17 protein-coding genes are annotated in these 14,728 nt (G+C 56.8%); 9 read left to right on the top strand and 8 right to left on the bottom strand.

What is annotated here, in order from left to right; all coding sequences use genetic code 11:
- Positions 1–34: 34 nt before the first annotated feature.
- From E5180_RS15385 to E5180_RS15410, 6 genes are all read right to left on the bottom strand, one after another.
- On the bottom strand, positions 35–898 hold the full coding sequence (locus tag E5180_RS15385) for an SDR family oxidoreductase (protein WP_138925312.1): 864 nt from the start codon (positions 896–898) through the stop codon (positions 35–37).
- A gap of 99 nt (positions 899–997) precedes the next feature.
- Entirely contained in the window at positions 998–1,465 is a 468-nt protein-coding gene (locus tag E5180_RS15390) for a MaoC family dehydratase (RefSeq protein ID WP_089423364.1), read from the bottom strand.
- Positions 1,466–1,476: 11 nt separating this feature from the next.
- On the bottom strand, positions 1,477–2,643 hold the full coding sequence (locus E5180_RS15395; protein ID WP_138925313.1) for an acyl-CoA dehydrogenase family protein: 1,167 nt from the start codon (positions 2,641–2,643) through the stop codon (positions 1,477–1,479).
- Complete coding sequence (locus E5180_RS15400) at positions 2,640–3,848, bottom strand: CaiB/BaiF CoA transferase family protein (protein ID WP_254700592.1); 1,209 nt, start codon at positions 3,846–3,848, stop codon at positions 2,640–2,642. The genes E5180_RS15395 and E5180_RS15400 overlap by 4 nt, the downstream gene beginning before the upstream one ends.
- A gap of 53 nt (positions 3,849–3,901) precedes the next feature.
- Positions 3,902–4,732 carry an SDR family NAD(P)-dependent oxidoreductase gene (locus tag E5180_RS15405; protein WP_138925315.1) on the bottom strand — a complete coding sequence of 277 codons (831 nt, stop codon included), beginning with the start codon at positions 4,730–4,732 and terminating at the stop codon, positions 3,902–3,904.
- Positions 4,733–4,775: 43 nt separating this feature from the next.
- Positions 4,776–5,960 carry a lipid-transfer protein gene (locus E5180_RS15410; protein WP_138925316.1) on the bottom strand — a complete coding sequence of 395 codons (1,185 nt, stop codon included), beginning with the start codon at positions 5,958–5,960 and terminating at the stop codon, positions 4,776–4,778.
- A gap of 130 nt (positions 5,961–6,090) precedes the next feature.
- Between E5180_RS15410 and E5180_RS15415 the strand changes: the two genes are divergently transcribed.
- From E5180_RS15415 to E5180_RS15445, 7 genes are all read left to right on the top strand, one after another.
- Complete coding sequence (locus E5180_RS15415) at positions 6,091–7,671, top strand: class I adenylate-forming enzyme family protein (RefSeq protein ID WP_254700593.1); 1,581 nt, start codon at positions 6,091–6,093, stop codon at positions 7,669–7,671.
- A 142-nt stretch (positions 7,672–7,813) separates the two neighbouring features.
- Positions 7,814–9,028, top strand: coding sequence for an acyl-CoA dehydrogenase family protein (locus tag E5180_RS15420; protein WP_138925318.1), 1,215 nt, complete (start codon positions 7,814–7,816; stop codon positions 9,026–9,028).
- Positions 9,029–9,038: 10 nt separating this feature from the next.
- Complete coding sequence (locus tag E5180_RS15425; protein WP_138925319.1) at positions 9,039–10,232, top strand: acyl-CoA dehydrogenase family protein; 1,194 nt, start codon at positions 9,039–9,041, stop codon at positions 10,230–10,232.
- 12 nt (positions 10,233–10,244) lie between these two features.
- Positions 10,245–11,096: an SDR family NAD(P)-dependent oxidoreductase gene (locus tag E5180_RS15430; RefSeq protein WP_138925320.1), complete on the top strand. Its 852-nt coding sequence runs from the start codon at positions 10,245–10,247 to the stop codon at positions 11,094–11,096.
- 31 nt (positions 11,097–11,127) lie between these two features.
- Positions 11,128–11,931, top strand: a complete 804-nt coding sequence (locus tag E5180_RS15435; RefSeq protein WP_089423373.1) for an enoyl-CoA hydratase-related protein — start codon at positions 11,128–11,130, stop codon at positions 11,929–11,931.
- 11 nt (positions 11,932–11,942) lie between these two features.
- Positions 11,943–12,431, top strand: a complete 489-nt coding sequence (locus tag E5180_RS15440; RefSeq protein WP_089423374.1) for a PaaI family thioesterase — start codon at positions 11,943–11,945, stop codon at positions 12,429–12,431.
- Positions 12,428–12,829, top strand: coding sequence for a PaaI family thioesterase (locus tag E5180_RS15445; protein ID WP_138925321.1), 402 nt, complete (start codon positions 12,428–12,430; stop codon positions 12,827–12,829). Before E5180_RS15440 ends, E5180_RS15445 begins: the two co-directional genes overlap by 4 nt.
- 223 nt (positions 12,830–13,052) lie before the next feature.
- Here the strand turns inward: E5180_RS15445 and E5180_RS15450 are convergent, their stop codons facing one another.
- A complete protein-coding gene (locus E5180_RS15450) occupies positions 13,053–13,304 on the bottom strand; it encodes a hypothetical protein (RefSeq protein WP_138925322.1) in 252 nt (83 codons plus the stop codon).
- Between the two features lie 241 nt (positions 13,305–13,545).
- Here E5180_RS15450 and E5180_RS15455 point away from each other — a divergent pair, with 241 nt between their 5' ends.
- Positions 13,546–13,869 carry a helix-turn-helix domain-containing protein gene (locus E5180_RS15455; protein ID WP_254700594.1) on the top strand — a complete coding sequence of 108 codons (324 nt, stop codon included), beginning with the start codon at positions 13,546–13,548 and terminating at the stop codon, positions 13,867–13,869.
- Between the two features lie 33 nt (positions 13,870–13,902).
- On the opposite strand, the gene E5180_RS15460 is transcribed toward E5180_RS15455, so the two are convergent.
- On the bottom strand, positions 13,903–14,142 hold the full coding sequence (locus E5180_RS15460) for a hypothetical protein (protein WP_138925368.1): 240 nt from the start codon (positions 14,140–14,142) through the stop codon (positions 13,903–13,905).
- Positions 14,143–14,364: 222 nt separating this feature from the next.
- Between E5180_RS15460 and E5180_RS15465 the strand changes: the two genes are divergently transcribed.
- On the top strand, positions 14,365–14,718 hold the full coding sequence (locus E5180_RS15465) for a hypothetical protein (protein WP_138925323.1): 354 nt from the start codon (positions 14,365–14,367) through the stop codon (positions 14,716–14,718).
- The last annotated feature ends 10 nt before the right edge of the window (positions 14,719–14,728 follow it).

Here is a 14,728-nt window from a genome sequence, read left to right on the forward strand (position 1 = left end):
CAAATCAAAACTCACCATCCCGCCGTTCTCTCTCTCAGTCTATCTTGAAGTAATCAGGACGTCCCGTCGGCCAGGGATCACCCCACATCTGCTGACCGCCATCTATGTTTAGAACCTCTCCGGTTATAAATTTGCCCGACAGTGCCGCCATATAAACAACTCCTTCGGCAACATCCCATTCGTCGCCCGCCCGGCGCATGGGGTTGGATTCCTTGAACGTCGCGGCACCCTCGGCTGGATAATTTCCAAACCCGGTACTTTCGCAGCATCCAGGTGCGACACAGTTCACACGTACACCGTAAGGTGCCCATTCAACTGCGACAGATTTGGACAGGAATATCACCCCGGCGCGTGCCGCGGCGGTATGGGCGATACCGGGCATTCCGCGCCAGACATCTGCGACGATGCTGACAATATTGCCCTGGGTTCCGGTCTCGACCCAATTTTTCGCTACCGCCTGCATCATCCACCAGGTACCATTCAGATTGGTGTCGATCACCGCGTTCCAACCTTTTATGGAAAAGTCCAAGGCCGGCTGCGGAAACTGTCCGCCTGCATTGTTGACCAGAACATGCAGCCCACCGAAACGTTCATGAACAGCGTCCACAAAGGCGGCAACCTGTTCAGGGTCGCGTATCGTCATTTCGCGCGCCATCACTTCGCCGCCAAACGAACGCAGGAATTCCGCCGCGCTTTCCAGTTTTTCAGGGTTGCGCCCACAGATCGCCAGCCGTGCGCCCAGGCGGGCGAACAATGCCGCGATAGCCAGGCCAAGCCCGCCACCCGCACCAGTCACGACAACAGTCTGGTCCTGGAAAAGACCCAGCGCATAGACGGTATTTCGGTCCCGTAGTTCGGTTCGTGTGAACCCAAAAACCGGCTCTTGCGAGTCAGTCATCTTTCCCCCCCTGCTAGCAATTTCGCTAGCGTTTCAAAAAACCTAACATGCGTTAGATTTTTTGGCAAGATTTATGTGATCTCTCAAATTAGGTGTATTTTACTGAGTTGCGTTTAGCTGACGCAGCATGCGAAGCGGCTCGTAGACAATACATTCGCTGCCATCCGCCTTGAGCACCCGGTTTCGGCTGCGCACCAGACCACGTCCCGGCCTAGATGTTAGACGGGCCTCGATAATTTCGACTTCAACGTGGATTGTATCACCGACAAAAGTAGGCCCCTTCACACTGAAATCAGCATGAAGAAACGCCAGACCCGTGCCCTCCATCGTGTGCGTCAACAGCCCCTCGGCCATTGCGTAAACCATCACCCCAGGCACCACCCGCCCATGCGCCGCAGCGCCGTCGCGGGCATGCTCAGTATCGGTGAACAATGATTCCGTCATCCACATCAGGTTACAGAACCCAACAAGGTCAGCCTCGGTCACTGTCCGGCTGCGGGTTTCGAAGCGGGCACCAATCTCGACTTCATCGAAATAGAAGCCGGTGGTGCGCAATACATCTTTCATAGTGGCCCCTTTCAGTAGGATTTTGGCAGCCCAAGCGCCTTTTCGGCAATGAACGACATCAGCATATGCGGCGTCACCGGTACGATGTGGAACAACAACGCCTCGCGGACCAGCCGCTCAACATGATATTCCTTGGCGTATCCAAAACCGCCAAACGTCATCTGGGCCGTCTGCGTCGCCTCCACTGCGGCTTCCGCTGCCAGCAGCTTTGCAGCATTCGCCTCGACACCACATGGCTCGCCCGCATCATACAGAGCCGCGGCATGCATCACCATCAGATTGGCGGATTCGACCCTGGCCCAGGCTTTGGCAAGCGGATGCTGGATGCCCTGATTCTGCCCGATCGGACGGCCGAAGACATGTCGCTCCTTTGCATATTCCGACGCCCGTTTGATCGCGTTTCGCGCAATGCCGACGCATTCCGCCGCCACCAGTATGCGTTCGGGATTCAGACCGTGTAGGGTCTGGCGGAACCCTTGGCCTTCTTCGCCGATCATATCCTCGGCTGGAACAGGCAGCCCGTCGATGAACACCTCATTGGAATCTACCGCTTTGCGGCCCATTTTTTCGATCTCGCGCACGTCCACAAAGGTCCGGTCCAGCGTCGTGTAAAACAGGGTCAACCCCTCGGTGGGCTTTGTAACCTCTTCCAGCGGCGTGGTGCGGGCCAACAACAGCATCTTGTGAGCCACCTGCGCGGTTGAAATCCAGACCTTCTGGCCATGCACCACATACCGGTCGCCCTGTCGGATTGCCCGTGTCTTGAGCTTTGTTGTATCCAGCCCCGTCGTCGGTTCGGTTACCGCAAAACAGGCCTTTTCGCGCCCCTCCAGAAGCGGCACCAGCATCCGCTGTTTTTGCTCCGGGGTGCCGAATTTTACCACTGGATTGAGCCCGAAAATGTTCATGTGGATGGCCGACGCACCGCTGGCACCACCGCCCGATTCCGCGATGGCCTGCATCATGATTGCCGCCTCGGTTATGCCCAGTCCGGCACCGCCGACCTCTTCCGGCAATGCGATACCCAGCCAGCCGCCATCCGCCAAAGCCTTGTGTAAGTCGTGGGGGAAGCCCCCATTGCGGTCTTTTTCCAGCCAGTATTCATCATCAAAATCGGCACAGATACGCAAAACGGTGTCGCGGATTTCCTGCTGCGCCTCAGTATACCGATAAGTCATGCTTTTTCCTCGGATTCTTGCGGCATGCCCACCACCCCTGACGAGGCCAGCGCCGCGATTTCTTGTTCGTTCAAACCCAGATCGCGTAACACTGCGTGGCTGTCGGCGGCCTCGGCCCGGCCAAGCCAGCGTACGCTTCCCGGCGTGTCTGACAGGTGCGGCACCGCGCCGACCACCCGTGTCTGTTCTCCCGCTACATCCACGATGTCGCCGCGATGGGCGATCTGCGGATGGTTCACGATATCCTCGACGCTCAAAACCCTCGCAGCAACCGCGTCGTTTTTTGTAAACTCGGCCTGCACAGTGTCAAAATCACGCGCCCCAATGAACTTCTGAAGCGCGTCAAAAACCTCGGCCATATTGGCGCTGATCCCGGCCATTGTGGCAAAGCGCGGATTGTCGGCAAATGCATCCCCGGCCGCCGTGCGCAACAGACGCCGAGCGGTTTCTGCCCCGCCTGCGGATACCGTGACCCAGACACCGTCGCTGGTGCGGAACATACCGCCGGGGGCAAAGTCCATCGGTTGGCGAAGACCGTTGCGCAGCGGCGACACGGCCGCGCCTGTCAGCGCAGGCACGTGATAGTCGATCAGCCGCAACAGCCCCTCGAACACCGCGAGGTCGATGACCTGCCCTTTTGCGGTTCCATTGCCACGCGCGTGCAGCGCCAGCATGACACCCAGTGCGCCCATCAGCCCGGTGGTTGAATCCGCCGCCGGAAACCCTGGATGCATCGGCGGCCCGTTGGGGTATCCCGTCAGATGTGACAATCCGCTCATGGCTTCGGCTGCGCGACCAAAGGCCGGCGTCTTTTTCATCGGGCCTTCCTGCCCATAGCCCGAAATACGCAGGATGATCAAATCCGGGTTCCATCTGTGCAACACGTCGGGTCCGATATCAGCGCGTTCCAGCACGCCGGGCCGGAAATTCTCAACTAAAACATCACTGGCTTCGACCATGCGGCGCAGAATTGCGCGTCCTTCAGGGGTCTTCCAGTTAAGCGCCAAAATGCGTTTGTTGCGCGCCAGTGTTTTCCACCACACACCTAGCCCGTCATCCTGCGCCTTGGGGCCGAGATCGCGCATCATGTCACCGCCGCGCGGGTTTTCGACCTTGATCACCTCGGCACCGAAATCGGCCAACAAAGTCGCCGCCAGCGGTCCGGCGATCACATGACCAAGTTCGATGATACTAATGTTTTTCAACGGTCCTTGTGACACGCACACACTCTCCTTGGTCATTCAACAGCGGCGGCTATTTAGATTACAAAACCCCCGCCGCAGATCACATATTGCCCGGAAATGAAGTTCGATTCCGGCGCACAAAACAGATAGACAGCCCCTGCGGCTTCCTCGGGTGTGCCGACACGGCCCAGTGGAATAGACGTTTCCATCTGGCTTAACAGATCGGGGCTGACACCGACGCGGATGTCCTTGCCTTCAACCTTGATCGTGCTGTCCCCCTTGGCGCTGCCTTCGGTCAGGCGCGTGCGGATCGGGCCAAAGGCCACGGCATTGACGTTGACCTTGTATCGGCCCCACTCTTTTGCCATCGTTCTGGTCAGTCCGATGATGCCGGCCTTGGCAGCAGAATAGTTGATCTGCCCCGCGTTGCCGCCGGTTCCGGCGATGGACGAAATATTCACAACCTTGCGAAACACTTCCTGCCCCGCTTCAGCTTCGGCGCGGGCCTTGTCGCGGAACACTGGCGCGGCGGCTCTAAGGATCTGAAAGGGTGCTGTCAGATGAACATCTATGATGGCATGCCATTGCTCATCCGTCATTTTCTGGACTACGCTGTCCCAAGTATAGCCCGCGTTGTTAACGATTATGTCCAGCCCGCCGAAGGCATTAACGCCGGTATCAACGAACCGTTGGGCAAAGCCATCTTCGGTCACCGACCCGGCGCAGACCGCGGCCTCACCGCCCATGTCACGGATCATTTCAGCGGTTTGCGCCGCCGGATCCGCATCCAGATCGTTGACCACGATCCGCGCACCTTCGGAGGCCAATTTCAAAGCGATCTCGCGGCCAATGCCGCGTCCAGATCCGGATACCAGCGCGACGCGCCCGTCAAGCCTAGCTGTCATGTCTATCCTCCCCAACCACAGCGTCCGTGCAAATGCGCCGCCCTCATACCGCCTCGTACAGCGTCACGACACAAGCGCCCCCTAGGCCCAGATTATGTTGAAGCGCCAGCCGCGCCCCCGAAACCTGCCGGGCATCGGCCGTGCCGCGCAATTGCTGCACCAGCTCGGTGCATTGCGCGAGACCCGTGGCCCCCAACGGGTGCCCTTTAGACAAAAGTCCGCCCGACGGATTGGTTACATATTTGCCGCCATAGGTATTGTCGCCATCATCAACGAACTTTCCGGCCTCGCCACGACCGCAAAGGCCAAGCGCCTCGTAGGTGATCAACTCATTATGGGCAAAACAGTCATGCAGCTCGACGACGTTGATGTCTTCGGGGCCGATGCCTGCGGCCTCATAGACCTGATTGGCGGCCTTTTTAGCCATGCTGGTGCCAACAACTTCGCGCATATCGTGGGCATTGAAGGTTTCCGGCCCGTCGGTGGTCATCGCCTGTGCCGCAATCCGGACAGAGGAATCCAGCCCGTGTTTGTCGGCAAACGCCTTTGAACAGATAATTGCCGCCGCCGCGCCGCAGGTCGGCGGGCAAGCCATCAACCGAGTCATGACACCGGGCCAAACCACTTTGGCGGCCAGAACCTCTTCGGCGGTTACCTCAGTGCGAAACAGGGCGACCGGGTTTTTTGAGGCGTGCCGACTAGACTTGGCGCGGATCTTGGCGAATGTTTCCAGGGTGGTGCCAAACTCGTCCATATGCGCCTTGCCGGCACCGCCGAAATACCGCAGCGCCAGCGGGATCTCAGGACTGCCAACCAGATCGTCGGTTTCGTCGTCAAACGATTGGAATGGGCTTACCCGATCCTCGAACACCGACCCGATCGCGCCAGGCTTCATCTGCTCAAATCCTAAGGCCAGGACGCACTCGACCGCCCCACTTTCAACGGCCTGACGCGCCAGAAAAAGCGCTGATGACCCTGTGGAGCAGTTGTTGTTGACGTTCAGAATCGGAATGCCGGTCATGCCCACTTGATACAAGGCCCGCTGACCGCAGGTGCTGTCACCATAAACATAGCCGACATAGGCCTGCTGGATCAGGTCGTAGGACAATCCGGCATCCTGCAGCGCGCTGCGGGTGGCCTTTGCCGCCATCACGTCATAGCTTTCCGACGCGCCGGGTTTCTGAAAGGGGACCATTCCGACCCCGGTTACATAAGCCTTGGTGGACATTGAAGCCTCCCCTGATCAAAATCAGTTTCTCGTACGTATAGGACGGAAACGGTATTGGAATTTATCTAACACATGTTAGAATAATTACAATAGGTGGAGAAAAGCTATGTGCAAGGCCCCTCTGAACCAGTTGAGCAGCGGCACCGTAGCGTCCCTCGGGCATGCACCTCAAAGCGCATCACGGACGGATGTTTACCAGCTTTTCCGCAATCGTGGGTCAGCTTTACCAGATGCCATCGCAATCGAGGACTCTGACGAACGGACGACTTATGCCGCTTTGCTTTGTCGTGTCGACCAGCTGGCCGGGCACTTCGCGGGACTCGGCCTGAACACCGGAGAGCGAATCGCAGTATTGTCACGCAACCGACGCGAATATGTCGAGGTCCAACTGGCCGCCGCCGCCACGGGCTTGATCGTCGCTTGCCTGAACTGGCGGCTTCTGGCCGCGGAATTGCGCCATTGCGTAACTCTGGTTTCCCCGCGCCTGATTATTACCGAACTCGATCTGCAGGAATTGCTCGACCAGACCCCGAATATCCCGACACTGACCTTGGGCCGCGAATACGAGGACGCCCTGACGCAGGCCCCCCATTTCACCCCGGTCACACAAGACCCCGAAAACGGGCTGGTCATTCTGTATACCAGCGGCACCACTGGCCTGCCCAAGGGGGCAGTCCTAAGCCATCGAGCGATGATTGCCCGCGCGTCAGTCTTTGCCGCCGAACTAGGCCTTGCCCCAACGGACGCATTTGTCGCTTGGGCTCCAATGTTTCATATGGCCTCGACCGATCACGCTCTGTCCACGCTTTTGCGCGGTGGCACCGTAGTTATGATCGACGGCTATGATCCGGAAGCTATATGCAGGTCCATTGAAACGCATCGCATTGGCTGGCTGGTTCTGATCCCCGGCATGATCGAATCATTCATCGCCCATTTTAAAGAAAAAGGAATTACACCCATAGGTATTCGAGTCTGCGGTGCCATGGCAGATCTAGTTCCGCCGCATCAGATCTCCGAGATTACCACGTTATTGAATGCGCCTTATCTGAACAGTTTTGGCTCTACCGAAACCGGGTTGCCACCCGCCACGCGCTCTACAATCCCGATTGGCGTAACGCCTCAAATCCTGTCCAAGCAAATTAGCGCATTTTGTGAAATACGTCTGGTTGACGAAACCGACCAGGACGTGCCTGTCGGCACCCCCGGAGAGCTGTTGATGCGCGGGCCGACGTTGTTTTCCGGCTATTGGAATGCAGACGCCACCAATACCGAGGCGTTTCGCGATGGTTGGTTCCACTTGGGCGACGTGTTCCGACGCAATGCAGACGGAACACTGGGTTTCGCTGACCGGGCGAAATATCTCATCAAGACCGGCGGCGAAAACGTCTACCCCGCCGAGATCGAACGCGTGCTGATGGCCGATCCCAACGTCACCGACGCAGCCGTAGTCCGGGTGCCTGACGATCGCTGGGGCGAAGCGCCGGTGGCTTTTGTCTCACGCTCTGGCGACACTGCAACCCAGGACACGCTAATGGCCGCCTGCCGCGCCTCGCTCGCGACCTACAAGTTACCCCGCGAAATTCACTTTATTGCCTTTGAGGATTTTCCAAGGTCAACCAGCGGTAAAATCCAGCGGCACGTTCTGGAATCGTCATTACGCGCCGATCCAGGGGCAATCGAATTGCAAGAGCTAACCCGACCGGAAACGTAGATCGTTCATGAAAGCTTCAACATTGGCAAAGATACTCTGCCGACGTTGCGGCTTGGCGTAACGTCGGCCCTTGATCTTTTTTCTAACATATGTTTGATTTTCCTTGATGGCCAGACAACGGGTCCACTCCGGAAGGACGAAAATGAACGCTCACACTGGACCGTCGATTAAAGATATCGCCGCGATCAAAGCCAATTACGCCCTGAACGACGAACAGCGCGCCATCATCGACCATGTCGATCGTGTGGCGCGTGAAATCCTGCATCCGTTACAGGAAAAGATGGATGCCGAGGAATGGTGGCCAGAAGATCTATTTTCAAAAATGGGAGAGCTGGGCCTGCTGGGGATTACGGCACCGGTTGAACTCGGCGGCAGCGGCCAGGATGAGTTCACTCAGGCCCTGGTGTCGGAAATCTTGTCGAAATGGAACCCGGCCGTGGGTCTGTCACACGGGGCGCATGACAATCTGTGTCTGAACAACCTTCTGCGCAACGGGTCGCAAGGCCAGATCGAACAATACGTTCCCGGCCTGTGCAACGGCACACTGGTCGGAGCGCTTGGACTGACAGAGCCGGGTGCCGGGTCGGACGCACTGGGGTCTATGGCGACGACTGCGGTGCGCGACGGCGACGACTATGTGCTGAACGGCACCAAAATCTATATCACCAATGGACCGATCGCAGATATCGTCCTCGTTTATGCCAAGACCGACAAATCCAAAGGTGCCAAGGGCATTTCCGCCTTTATTGTCGAAACGGCTACACCCGGCTTCACGGTGGCGCAGAAACTCGACAAAATGGGCTTTCGCGGCTCTCCCACTGGCGAGCTTGTTTTCCAGGATTGCCGCGTGCCCGCCGGTAATATGATCGGGGCGGAAAACACTGGCGTTTCAGTGGTAATGAGTGGGCTGGACCTAGAGCGCGCCATGGTTGCGTTAATGTGCGTGGGTATGGCCGAACGGGCATTGGAACTGGCACTGGAATACTCGCAGCTGCGTGAGCAGTTCGGCAAGCCAATTTCACAGTTCCAGATGATGCAGTCCAAACTGGCCGAAATTTATGTCGATGTCGAAAGCGCGCGCGCCATGAGCTATCGCGCGCTGGCCGCCTGTGTTGGCTTGCCAAGAGGCGCGGGCGGGCGCGGTGAAATTCACAAGCTGACTGCCGCTGCCTGCCTTTATGCCGCCGAAGCCTTCAACCGGTCTGTCACAGCAGCCTGCCACATCCATGGTGGGTCCGGCTATATGCAAGACACTGAGATCAACCGCCTGTACCGCGCCAACAAGCTGTTGGAGATCGGTGCCGGCACGAGCGAGGTGCGTAAGATCATCATCGCCGAAGAACTTTTGCGCGGATAGGAGCAAGAACATGACCACGCATCTGCGCAACAACGCACCCAGCCACTTTGTCACCACCGACCAACAGGCCCTTGCTGATCAGGCCCACCGATTTTTCCAGTCTGAATTCCACCACCTGAACGCAGAAATGGATGACACTGACGACCTGCCCGCATCGGTTTTCCCGAAGCTGGGGGAGATGGGGTATCTTGGCTTAAATGTTTCGCCCGAATACGGCGGTGCCGGGCTCGATTTTACATCGGCTTGTGTCATCACCGAAGAGCTGTCTCGTGCAAACGCCGCGATCGGCCTTAGCCAGGTCGCGCATGACAATCTGTGCGTCAACAACATTTATCGTAACGCCAATGATGAACTGCGGCGCAAATTCTTGCCGGGGCTATGTGAAGGCAAACTGATTGGTGCATTGGGGCTGACCGAACCGGGTGCCGGGTCGGACGCCCTAGGCTCGATGCGCACCACCGCCCGCAAGGATGGCGGCGACTACGTCCTGAACGGCACCAAAATCTATATCACCAACGGTCCGATCGCAGACATCGTTCTTGTTTACGCCAAAACCTCGCCAGAAAAAGGTGCCAAGGGGATTTCTGCGTTCATCGTTGAAGCGGGGACACCCGGCTTCAAAGTCGCTCAAAAGCTGAACAAAATGGGCTTTCGCGGCTCGCCTACCGGCGAGTTGGTTTTTGATGAGTGCCGTGTCCCCGTGGAAAATATGGTGGGCCTGCCCGATACAGGCGTTGCCATCACCATGAGCGGGCTTGATCTAGAGCGCGCAATTGTCTGTTTTAACGCAATGGGTATCGCCCGTCGCGCTCTGGAGATATCCATCGACTATGCCAAGACGCGGCAGCAATTTGGAAAGCCAATCGCCAGTTTCCAGATGGTTCAGGGGATGTTGGCCGACATGTACACAGAAATAGAGGTCGCCCGGACGCTGTCCTTTCGTACTGCGGCAATGTGCGAGGGTCTCGAAGAGGGCGCAGGTGGGCGCGGCGAGATTCACAAATTGACCGCCGCTGCGGTTTTTAAAGCCGCTGCGGCGACATCGTTTGTGCTGGACAGGGCGGTGCAAATTCACGGTGGCGCGGGCTATATGCGCGACACCGAGGTGAACCGGCTCTACCGCACTGGCCGGGTTCTCGAGGTCGGTGCAGGCACGCAGGAAGTGCGCAAGCTGATCATCTCTGGCGAACTTCTGAAAAACTGACGGGCTAGCAACATGATTTCACAGACACACCCACGTTATGCGCCCGACCTGATGGCCGGTCAGGTGGCGCTTGTCACCGGATCGGGCTCTGGCATGGGGCGGGCAACCGCGCTGGAAATGGCCGGTTGCGGGGCGCGACTGGCCCTGTTCGCACGCCGGTCGGAACCATTGGAAGAAACCGCCAAAATGATCCGCGCGCGTGGCGGCGACGCCTTTGTCGTGCCCGGCGACACCCGCGACGAGGACACCATCGAAGCCGCCATGCTGAAGATCAAGGACCACTACGGACAGCTGGACGTGCTGGTCAACAATGCGGGCGGCCAATATATCGCCGCAGCACGTGACATTACCAACAAAGGGTTCGAGGCGGTGATCCGCAACAACCTCATCGGTTCGTGGCAGATGACGCGTGCGGCGGCCGATCATTTCATGTTTGAACGCGGCGGGTCGGTGGTGTTCGTCACAGCGATTTCCGCACGCACGGCACTAACCGGATTTACCCACACCGTTGCGGCGCGTGCCGGTGTCACCGGCATGATGAAAACGCTGGCGGCCGAATGGGGCGAATATGGCATCCGGCTGAACTGTGTCGCTCCCGGCACAATCAAGACCGACGCCCTTGGCCGCTATCCGATTACGTCCGAGCAGTGGCAAATGCTGAACCGCTCGGTCCTGAACAGGATGGGCACAGCCGAAGATATATCGGGCATGATCATCTATCTTGCCTCCAGGTTGGGTGGCTTCATCACTGGCGAGGATGTTTACGTCGATGGCGGTGAAACGCTTCACCTGGGCCACGACGCCCGCGATATGATCAACCCTGAACTGTTTGAACAAAGAAAACGCGGCGACGGCAAAGAATAACTGCCCCACCCCACACTGAAAAGGAACGCAGATGACCGATCCGATCGTCCTGCTAGACATTAAAGACCGTATTGCAACGGTCACCCTGAACGACCCCGACCGGCGCAACCCGATCACCGGCAATAACATGATCGAGGCTATGCTGGACGTCTTTGATCAGGTGCAGCGCAACCCGGATGTCAGCGTGATGGTCCTGACCGGGGCGGGGTCCGCCTTTTGCGCCGGTGGCGACATTAAGGCCATGCACAACAAAACCGATCAATTTGGTCTACCGCCTCTTGACGTCGCGGAGAGCTATATCAATGGAATTCAGCGTATCCCGATCGCGCTTTATAATCTGGATGTTCCGACAATCGCTGCTGTGAACGGCGCGGCGGTCGGTGCCGGGTGTGACCTGACCATGATGTGCGACATGCGGATCGCCTCGGAGAAGGCAAAGTTCGGTGAAGTCTTCCTCAACCTGGGGATTATCCCCGGCGATGCGGGCAGTTGGTTTCTGATCCGTCGGCTGGGCTATCAGATGGCAGCCGAACTGACGTTTTCGGCGCGGATGATAGACGCGGCCGAAGCGCTGGACCTTGATATGGTGCTAGAGGTTGTGCCCCACAACGATCTGATGGCCAGGGCGCGCGCAAAAGCCGCCGTCATTGCCGCCAAGCCGCCGCGCACGGTGCGCACCGCCAAAAGGTTGTTGCGTAATGCCGAGCGCATGGATCTGCCTGATTTTCTGAACACCGCTGCCGCCTATCAGGCACTCATGCACCAAACCGGTGACCATCACGAAGCACTGTCGGCTTTCCTGGAAAAGCGTCAGCCGACATATTCGGGGAAATAGGGCATGCTGCAATGAGTGATACCAAAGATGCAGAACGGTTTGCGATGATCGCAAGCGTCTGGAATTCGAGGGCCAAGGGCCTGATCGCCGAGATGGACTTAAAGATCGAACGCGCCGACCGGCAAGGCGTTGAAATACGGATGCCATTCAACCCAGATTTCTGTTTGGATGAAGAAGGCACAATGTTGCACGGCGGTGTCCTGACAGCACTCCTGGACAGCGCCTTTGGGCTAGCCAACTTTCTGGCGATCGACGACGTCCAGACAATGGCAACCCTCGATCTGCGTGTCGACTATCTGCGCCCGGCAAGTTCGCGTGCCGACGTCATTGTGTTTGCCGATTGCTATCGGCAGACCCGACACATCGCATTCGGAACCGGAAAAATCTGGTTTGACACCGCTGATTGCGAAGAGGTCGCCCGAGGATCGGCAACCTTTGCCCTGACACGCGGAAAGGGCAGTTTGTTGGATAAAATGAATACAGGAGGCCCAGGCGGATGAAGCTCAGCGACATACAGGCGCGATGTGATCGTGTGCCGTTCTTCCGTCACTTGGGTTTTTCAGTAACTGAAGCCAACGACACGCATTTTGTGGCACGTATGCCATTCGAACAGCGACACATAGGCAACCCCGTACTTGATACATATCATGGCGGGATAATTGCAAGTTTTATGGAAGCAATTGCCTCGTTGACCGTGTTGGATGATCTAGAATCACCTCCATCGAAACCGATCAATCTGACCGTTGACTATCTTCGACCCGGGCTGCCGGGCACGTTGAACACACGCGCCACGGTCTCGCGTAAAGGTCGGCGAATGGCAAGCGTCGAAACCATTGCCTGGCTCGAAGATGAGGGAAAGCCAGTCGCAAAGGGCCTATTCCACTTTCTGTTGGTCTGATTCCAATGGACCCTCAAAAGGGCACCTCTAAAAATTGCCCCGGCCTTGGCGCTCCGACATGATGGGACAGTGAACAGGCAGATGGAGATGCATTGATGGCACAGACGGCACTTGCCGATCTTTCTGACCGTTACCCATGCTTGTTTACGAGGACCTCCGCCAGCAAACCTAACATGTGTGCGCTTTTGCGAATTTGGTTCTCTTTCAATCAGCTAGCCCACTATCAGCTGCTATTGCTTGACGGCTTTCGAAGAACGCCAAGAAGGGCAATCACATCTACTGGTGACGTTTTTTTGGCCCTCGCTATCACCTCTGGGCATAATTCAGGATCAATGAACGCGGCGGCGCCTTTCTTGCCAATCCAAAGGATCGACAGCTCAGAAATCTCCCAGGCGTACACCCAACCAACCGTGTGCTTGCCATCGGGTCCAATCAGCCGAGCAATGGGTGATGCTTCTTCGTTAAAATGGGTCACTATCTAATTCACTTTGGACTTGCTGGCCGGATGTCGGGATGCCAGAAAACTGCTTGGTTTCGTGGGTTTGAGAGGTTACCTAAGAGCGGTGGCGCGAGAAATTCGCTGGCTGGAGACCGCCTCGACTTGAATGCTTTTGATCATGAATCCTGAGAGGTACTTCGGCCTCGTTTGATAAAATGGCGTTGTCAAAATTCATGCCCAACCCTCACGTGCAATCTCCACTTTGTACTCGCCTATCATGGCGCTGGACCCCTATTCGGGAAATTACCAGCCGAAGACAATAGTCTACCATACGAATGTAGAATATATTGCGTGGTTAAATACTCTACATCCGGGCTCTGCCTTTGGCATGAAGCTACGGATACAACTTGGTCTAAATATTCAGGAGGCGCGCCGATCCAAGGGGTTCAGCCAAGAAACCCTTGCACATCGCGCAGACATTGATCGCGGCTATATTGGCAAGATCGAGAACGCAAAGCATGCCGCGTCGATCGATATGGTCGAAGCGATTGCGGAGGCATTGGATATTGAGGCGCAAGAACTTCTTAAGCCTAGAATTTGATTGCGTGCCATTTCCACCGCCGGGCGGGCAAGGCTAACGTTCAACCAACCCCAAGAACCGCCCATATTCTTCGCTAACTTCACGCGCTTCCTGAAACGCGCGTGCCCTTTCGCTGTCAAGGCAGCGGAAATAGCTCTGAATGTCCTGAATGTAGGCCTCAAAGTCGTTCCGGATGAGGTCTGCGTATTCTTGAGCAGCTTGCGGGTCGTTCGGCACGAAAGGCCGTGAGGGCGCAAAACAGGTTTCTGCTAACGCACTATCGGCTAGAAACATGAGAGACACGATAACGAGCACACAGCGATTTTGCTGCATACGACTGCGCCAAAACGACCATGTAACCTTGAAAGAATCCACTCTGCATGCCTAATGGGTGCGCAACCACAGTACAGCCGCAACACATAAATATATCTTGCGGATTATAATATACTATCGTACCTCTGGGCTTCAAGTAGAAATGCCCAGCGTTACGCCTTTTGAGAAAGCGTGAGCCGAGCCATGAACTGGGAAGTCGAAGCACCAAATGTGGTCACGGAGGCTAGATTCCGCGAACTTGTGGAAAGCGGCTATAGCGCCGAAATCTTGTGCCAGGAATCTGCGCACAAGAAAGGTCCGAGCTATTACGGCATCTGGATTATGCGTGCCGTTTCTGACGACGGTGTGGAAAAGCTATTGGTCACGGCTCGGACCCGCACAACTCACAACGATATCAAAATCCGCGAATTCAAAACCATCACGGGTGTTGTGTCTTTCCTTGTTGGTATCGGCTTCTCGCATGCCGATGTCCCGCTCGAAGAAGGGCAGCGGACCACGCATAAGCTCAATGCACCCGTTAAAGGCGGCAGCGACTAGCCTTCTCTTC

It is taken from the genome of Sulfitobacter sp. BSw21498 (assembly GCF_006064855.1).
In the GTDB taxonomy this organism is placed as follows: domain Bacteria; phylum Pseudomonadota; class Alphaproteobacteria; order Rhodobacterales; family Rhodobacteraceae; genus Sulfitobacter.

What these genes read in the sequence shown, in the direction of transcription:
- E5180_RS15385 (WP_138925312.1), bottom strand. Translation starts at nt 898, where the DNA reads ATGACTGACTCGCAAGAGCCGGTTTTTGGGTTCACACGAACCGAACTA.
- E5180_RS15390 (WP_089423364.1), bottom strand. Translation starts at nt 1,465, where the DNA reads ATGAAAGATGTATTGCGCACCACCGGCTTCTATTTCGATGAAGTCGAG.
- E5180_RS15395 (WP_138925313.1), bottom strand. Translation starts at nt 2,643, where the DNA reads ATGACTTATCGGTATACTGAGGCGCAGCAGGAAATCCGCGACACCGTT.
- E5180_RS15405 (WP_138925315.1), bottom strand. Translation starts at nt 4,732, where the DNA reads ATGACAGCTAGGCTTGACGGGCGCGTCGCGCTGGTATCCGGATCTGGA.
- E5180_RS15410 (WP_138925316.1), bottom strand. Translation starts at nt 5,960, where the DNA reads ATGTCCACCAAGGCTTATGTAACCGGGGTCGGAATGGTCCCCTTTCAG.
- E5180_RS15420 (WP_138925318.1), top strand. Translation starts at nt 7,814, where the DNA reads ATGAACGCTCACACTGGACCGTCGATTAAAGATATCGCCGCGATCAAA.
- E5180_RS15425 (WP_138925319.1), top strand. Translation starts at nt 9,039, where the DNA reads ATGACCACGCATCTGCGCAACAACGCACCCAGCCACTTTGTCACCACC.
- E5180_RS15430 (WP_138925320.1), top strand. Translation starts at nt 10,245, where the DNA reads ATGATTTCACAGACACACCCACGTTATGCGCCCGACCTGATGGCCGGT.
- E5180_RS15435 (WP_089423373.1), top strand. Translation starts at nt 11,128, where the DNA reads ATGACCGATCCGATCGTCCTGCTAGACATTAAAGACCGTATTGCAACG.
- E5180_RS15440 (WP_089423374.1), top strand. Translation starts at nt 11,943, where the DNA reads ATGAGTGATACCAAAGATGCAGAACGGTTTGCGATGATCGCAAGCGTC.
- E5180_RS15445 (WP_138925321.1), top strand. Translation starts at nt 12,428, where the DNA reads ATGAAGCTCAGCGACATACAGGCGCGATGTGATCGTGTGCCGTTCTTC.
- E5180_RS15455 (WP_254700594.1), top strand. Translation starts at nt 13,546, where the DNA reads ATGGCGCTGGACCCCTATTCGGGAAATTACCAGCCGAAGACAATAGTC.
- E5180_RS15460 (WP_138925368.1), bottom strand. Translation starts at nt 14,142, where the DNA reads ATGTTTCTAGCCGATAGTGCGTTAGCAGAAACCTGTTTTGCGCCCTCA.
- E5180_RS15465 (WP_138925323.1), top strand. Translation starts at nt 14,365, where the DNA reads ATGAACTGGGAAGTCGAAGCACCAAATGTGGTCACGGAGGCTAGATTC.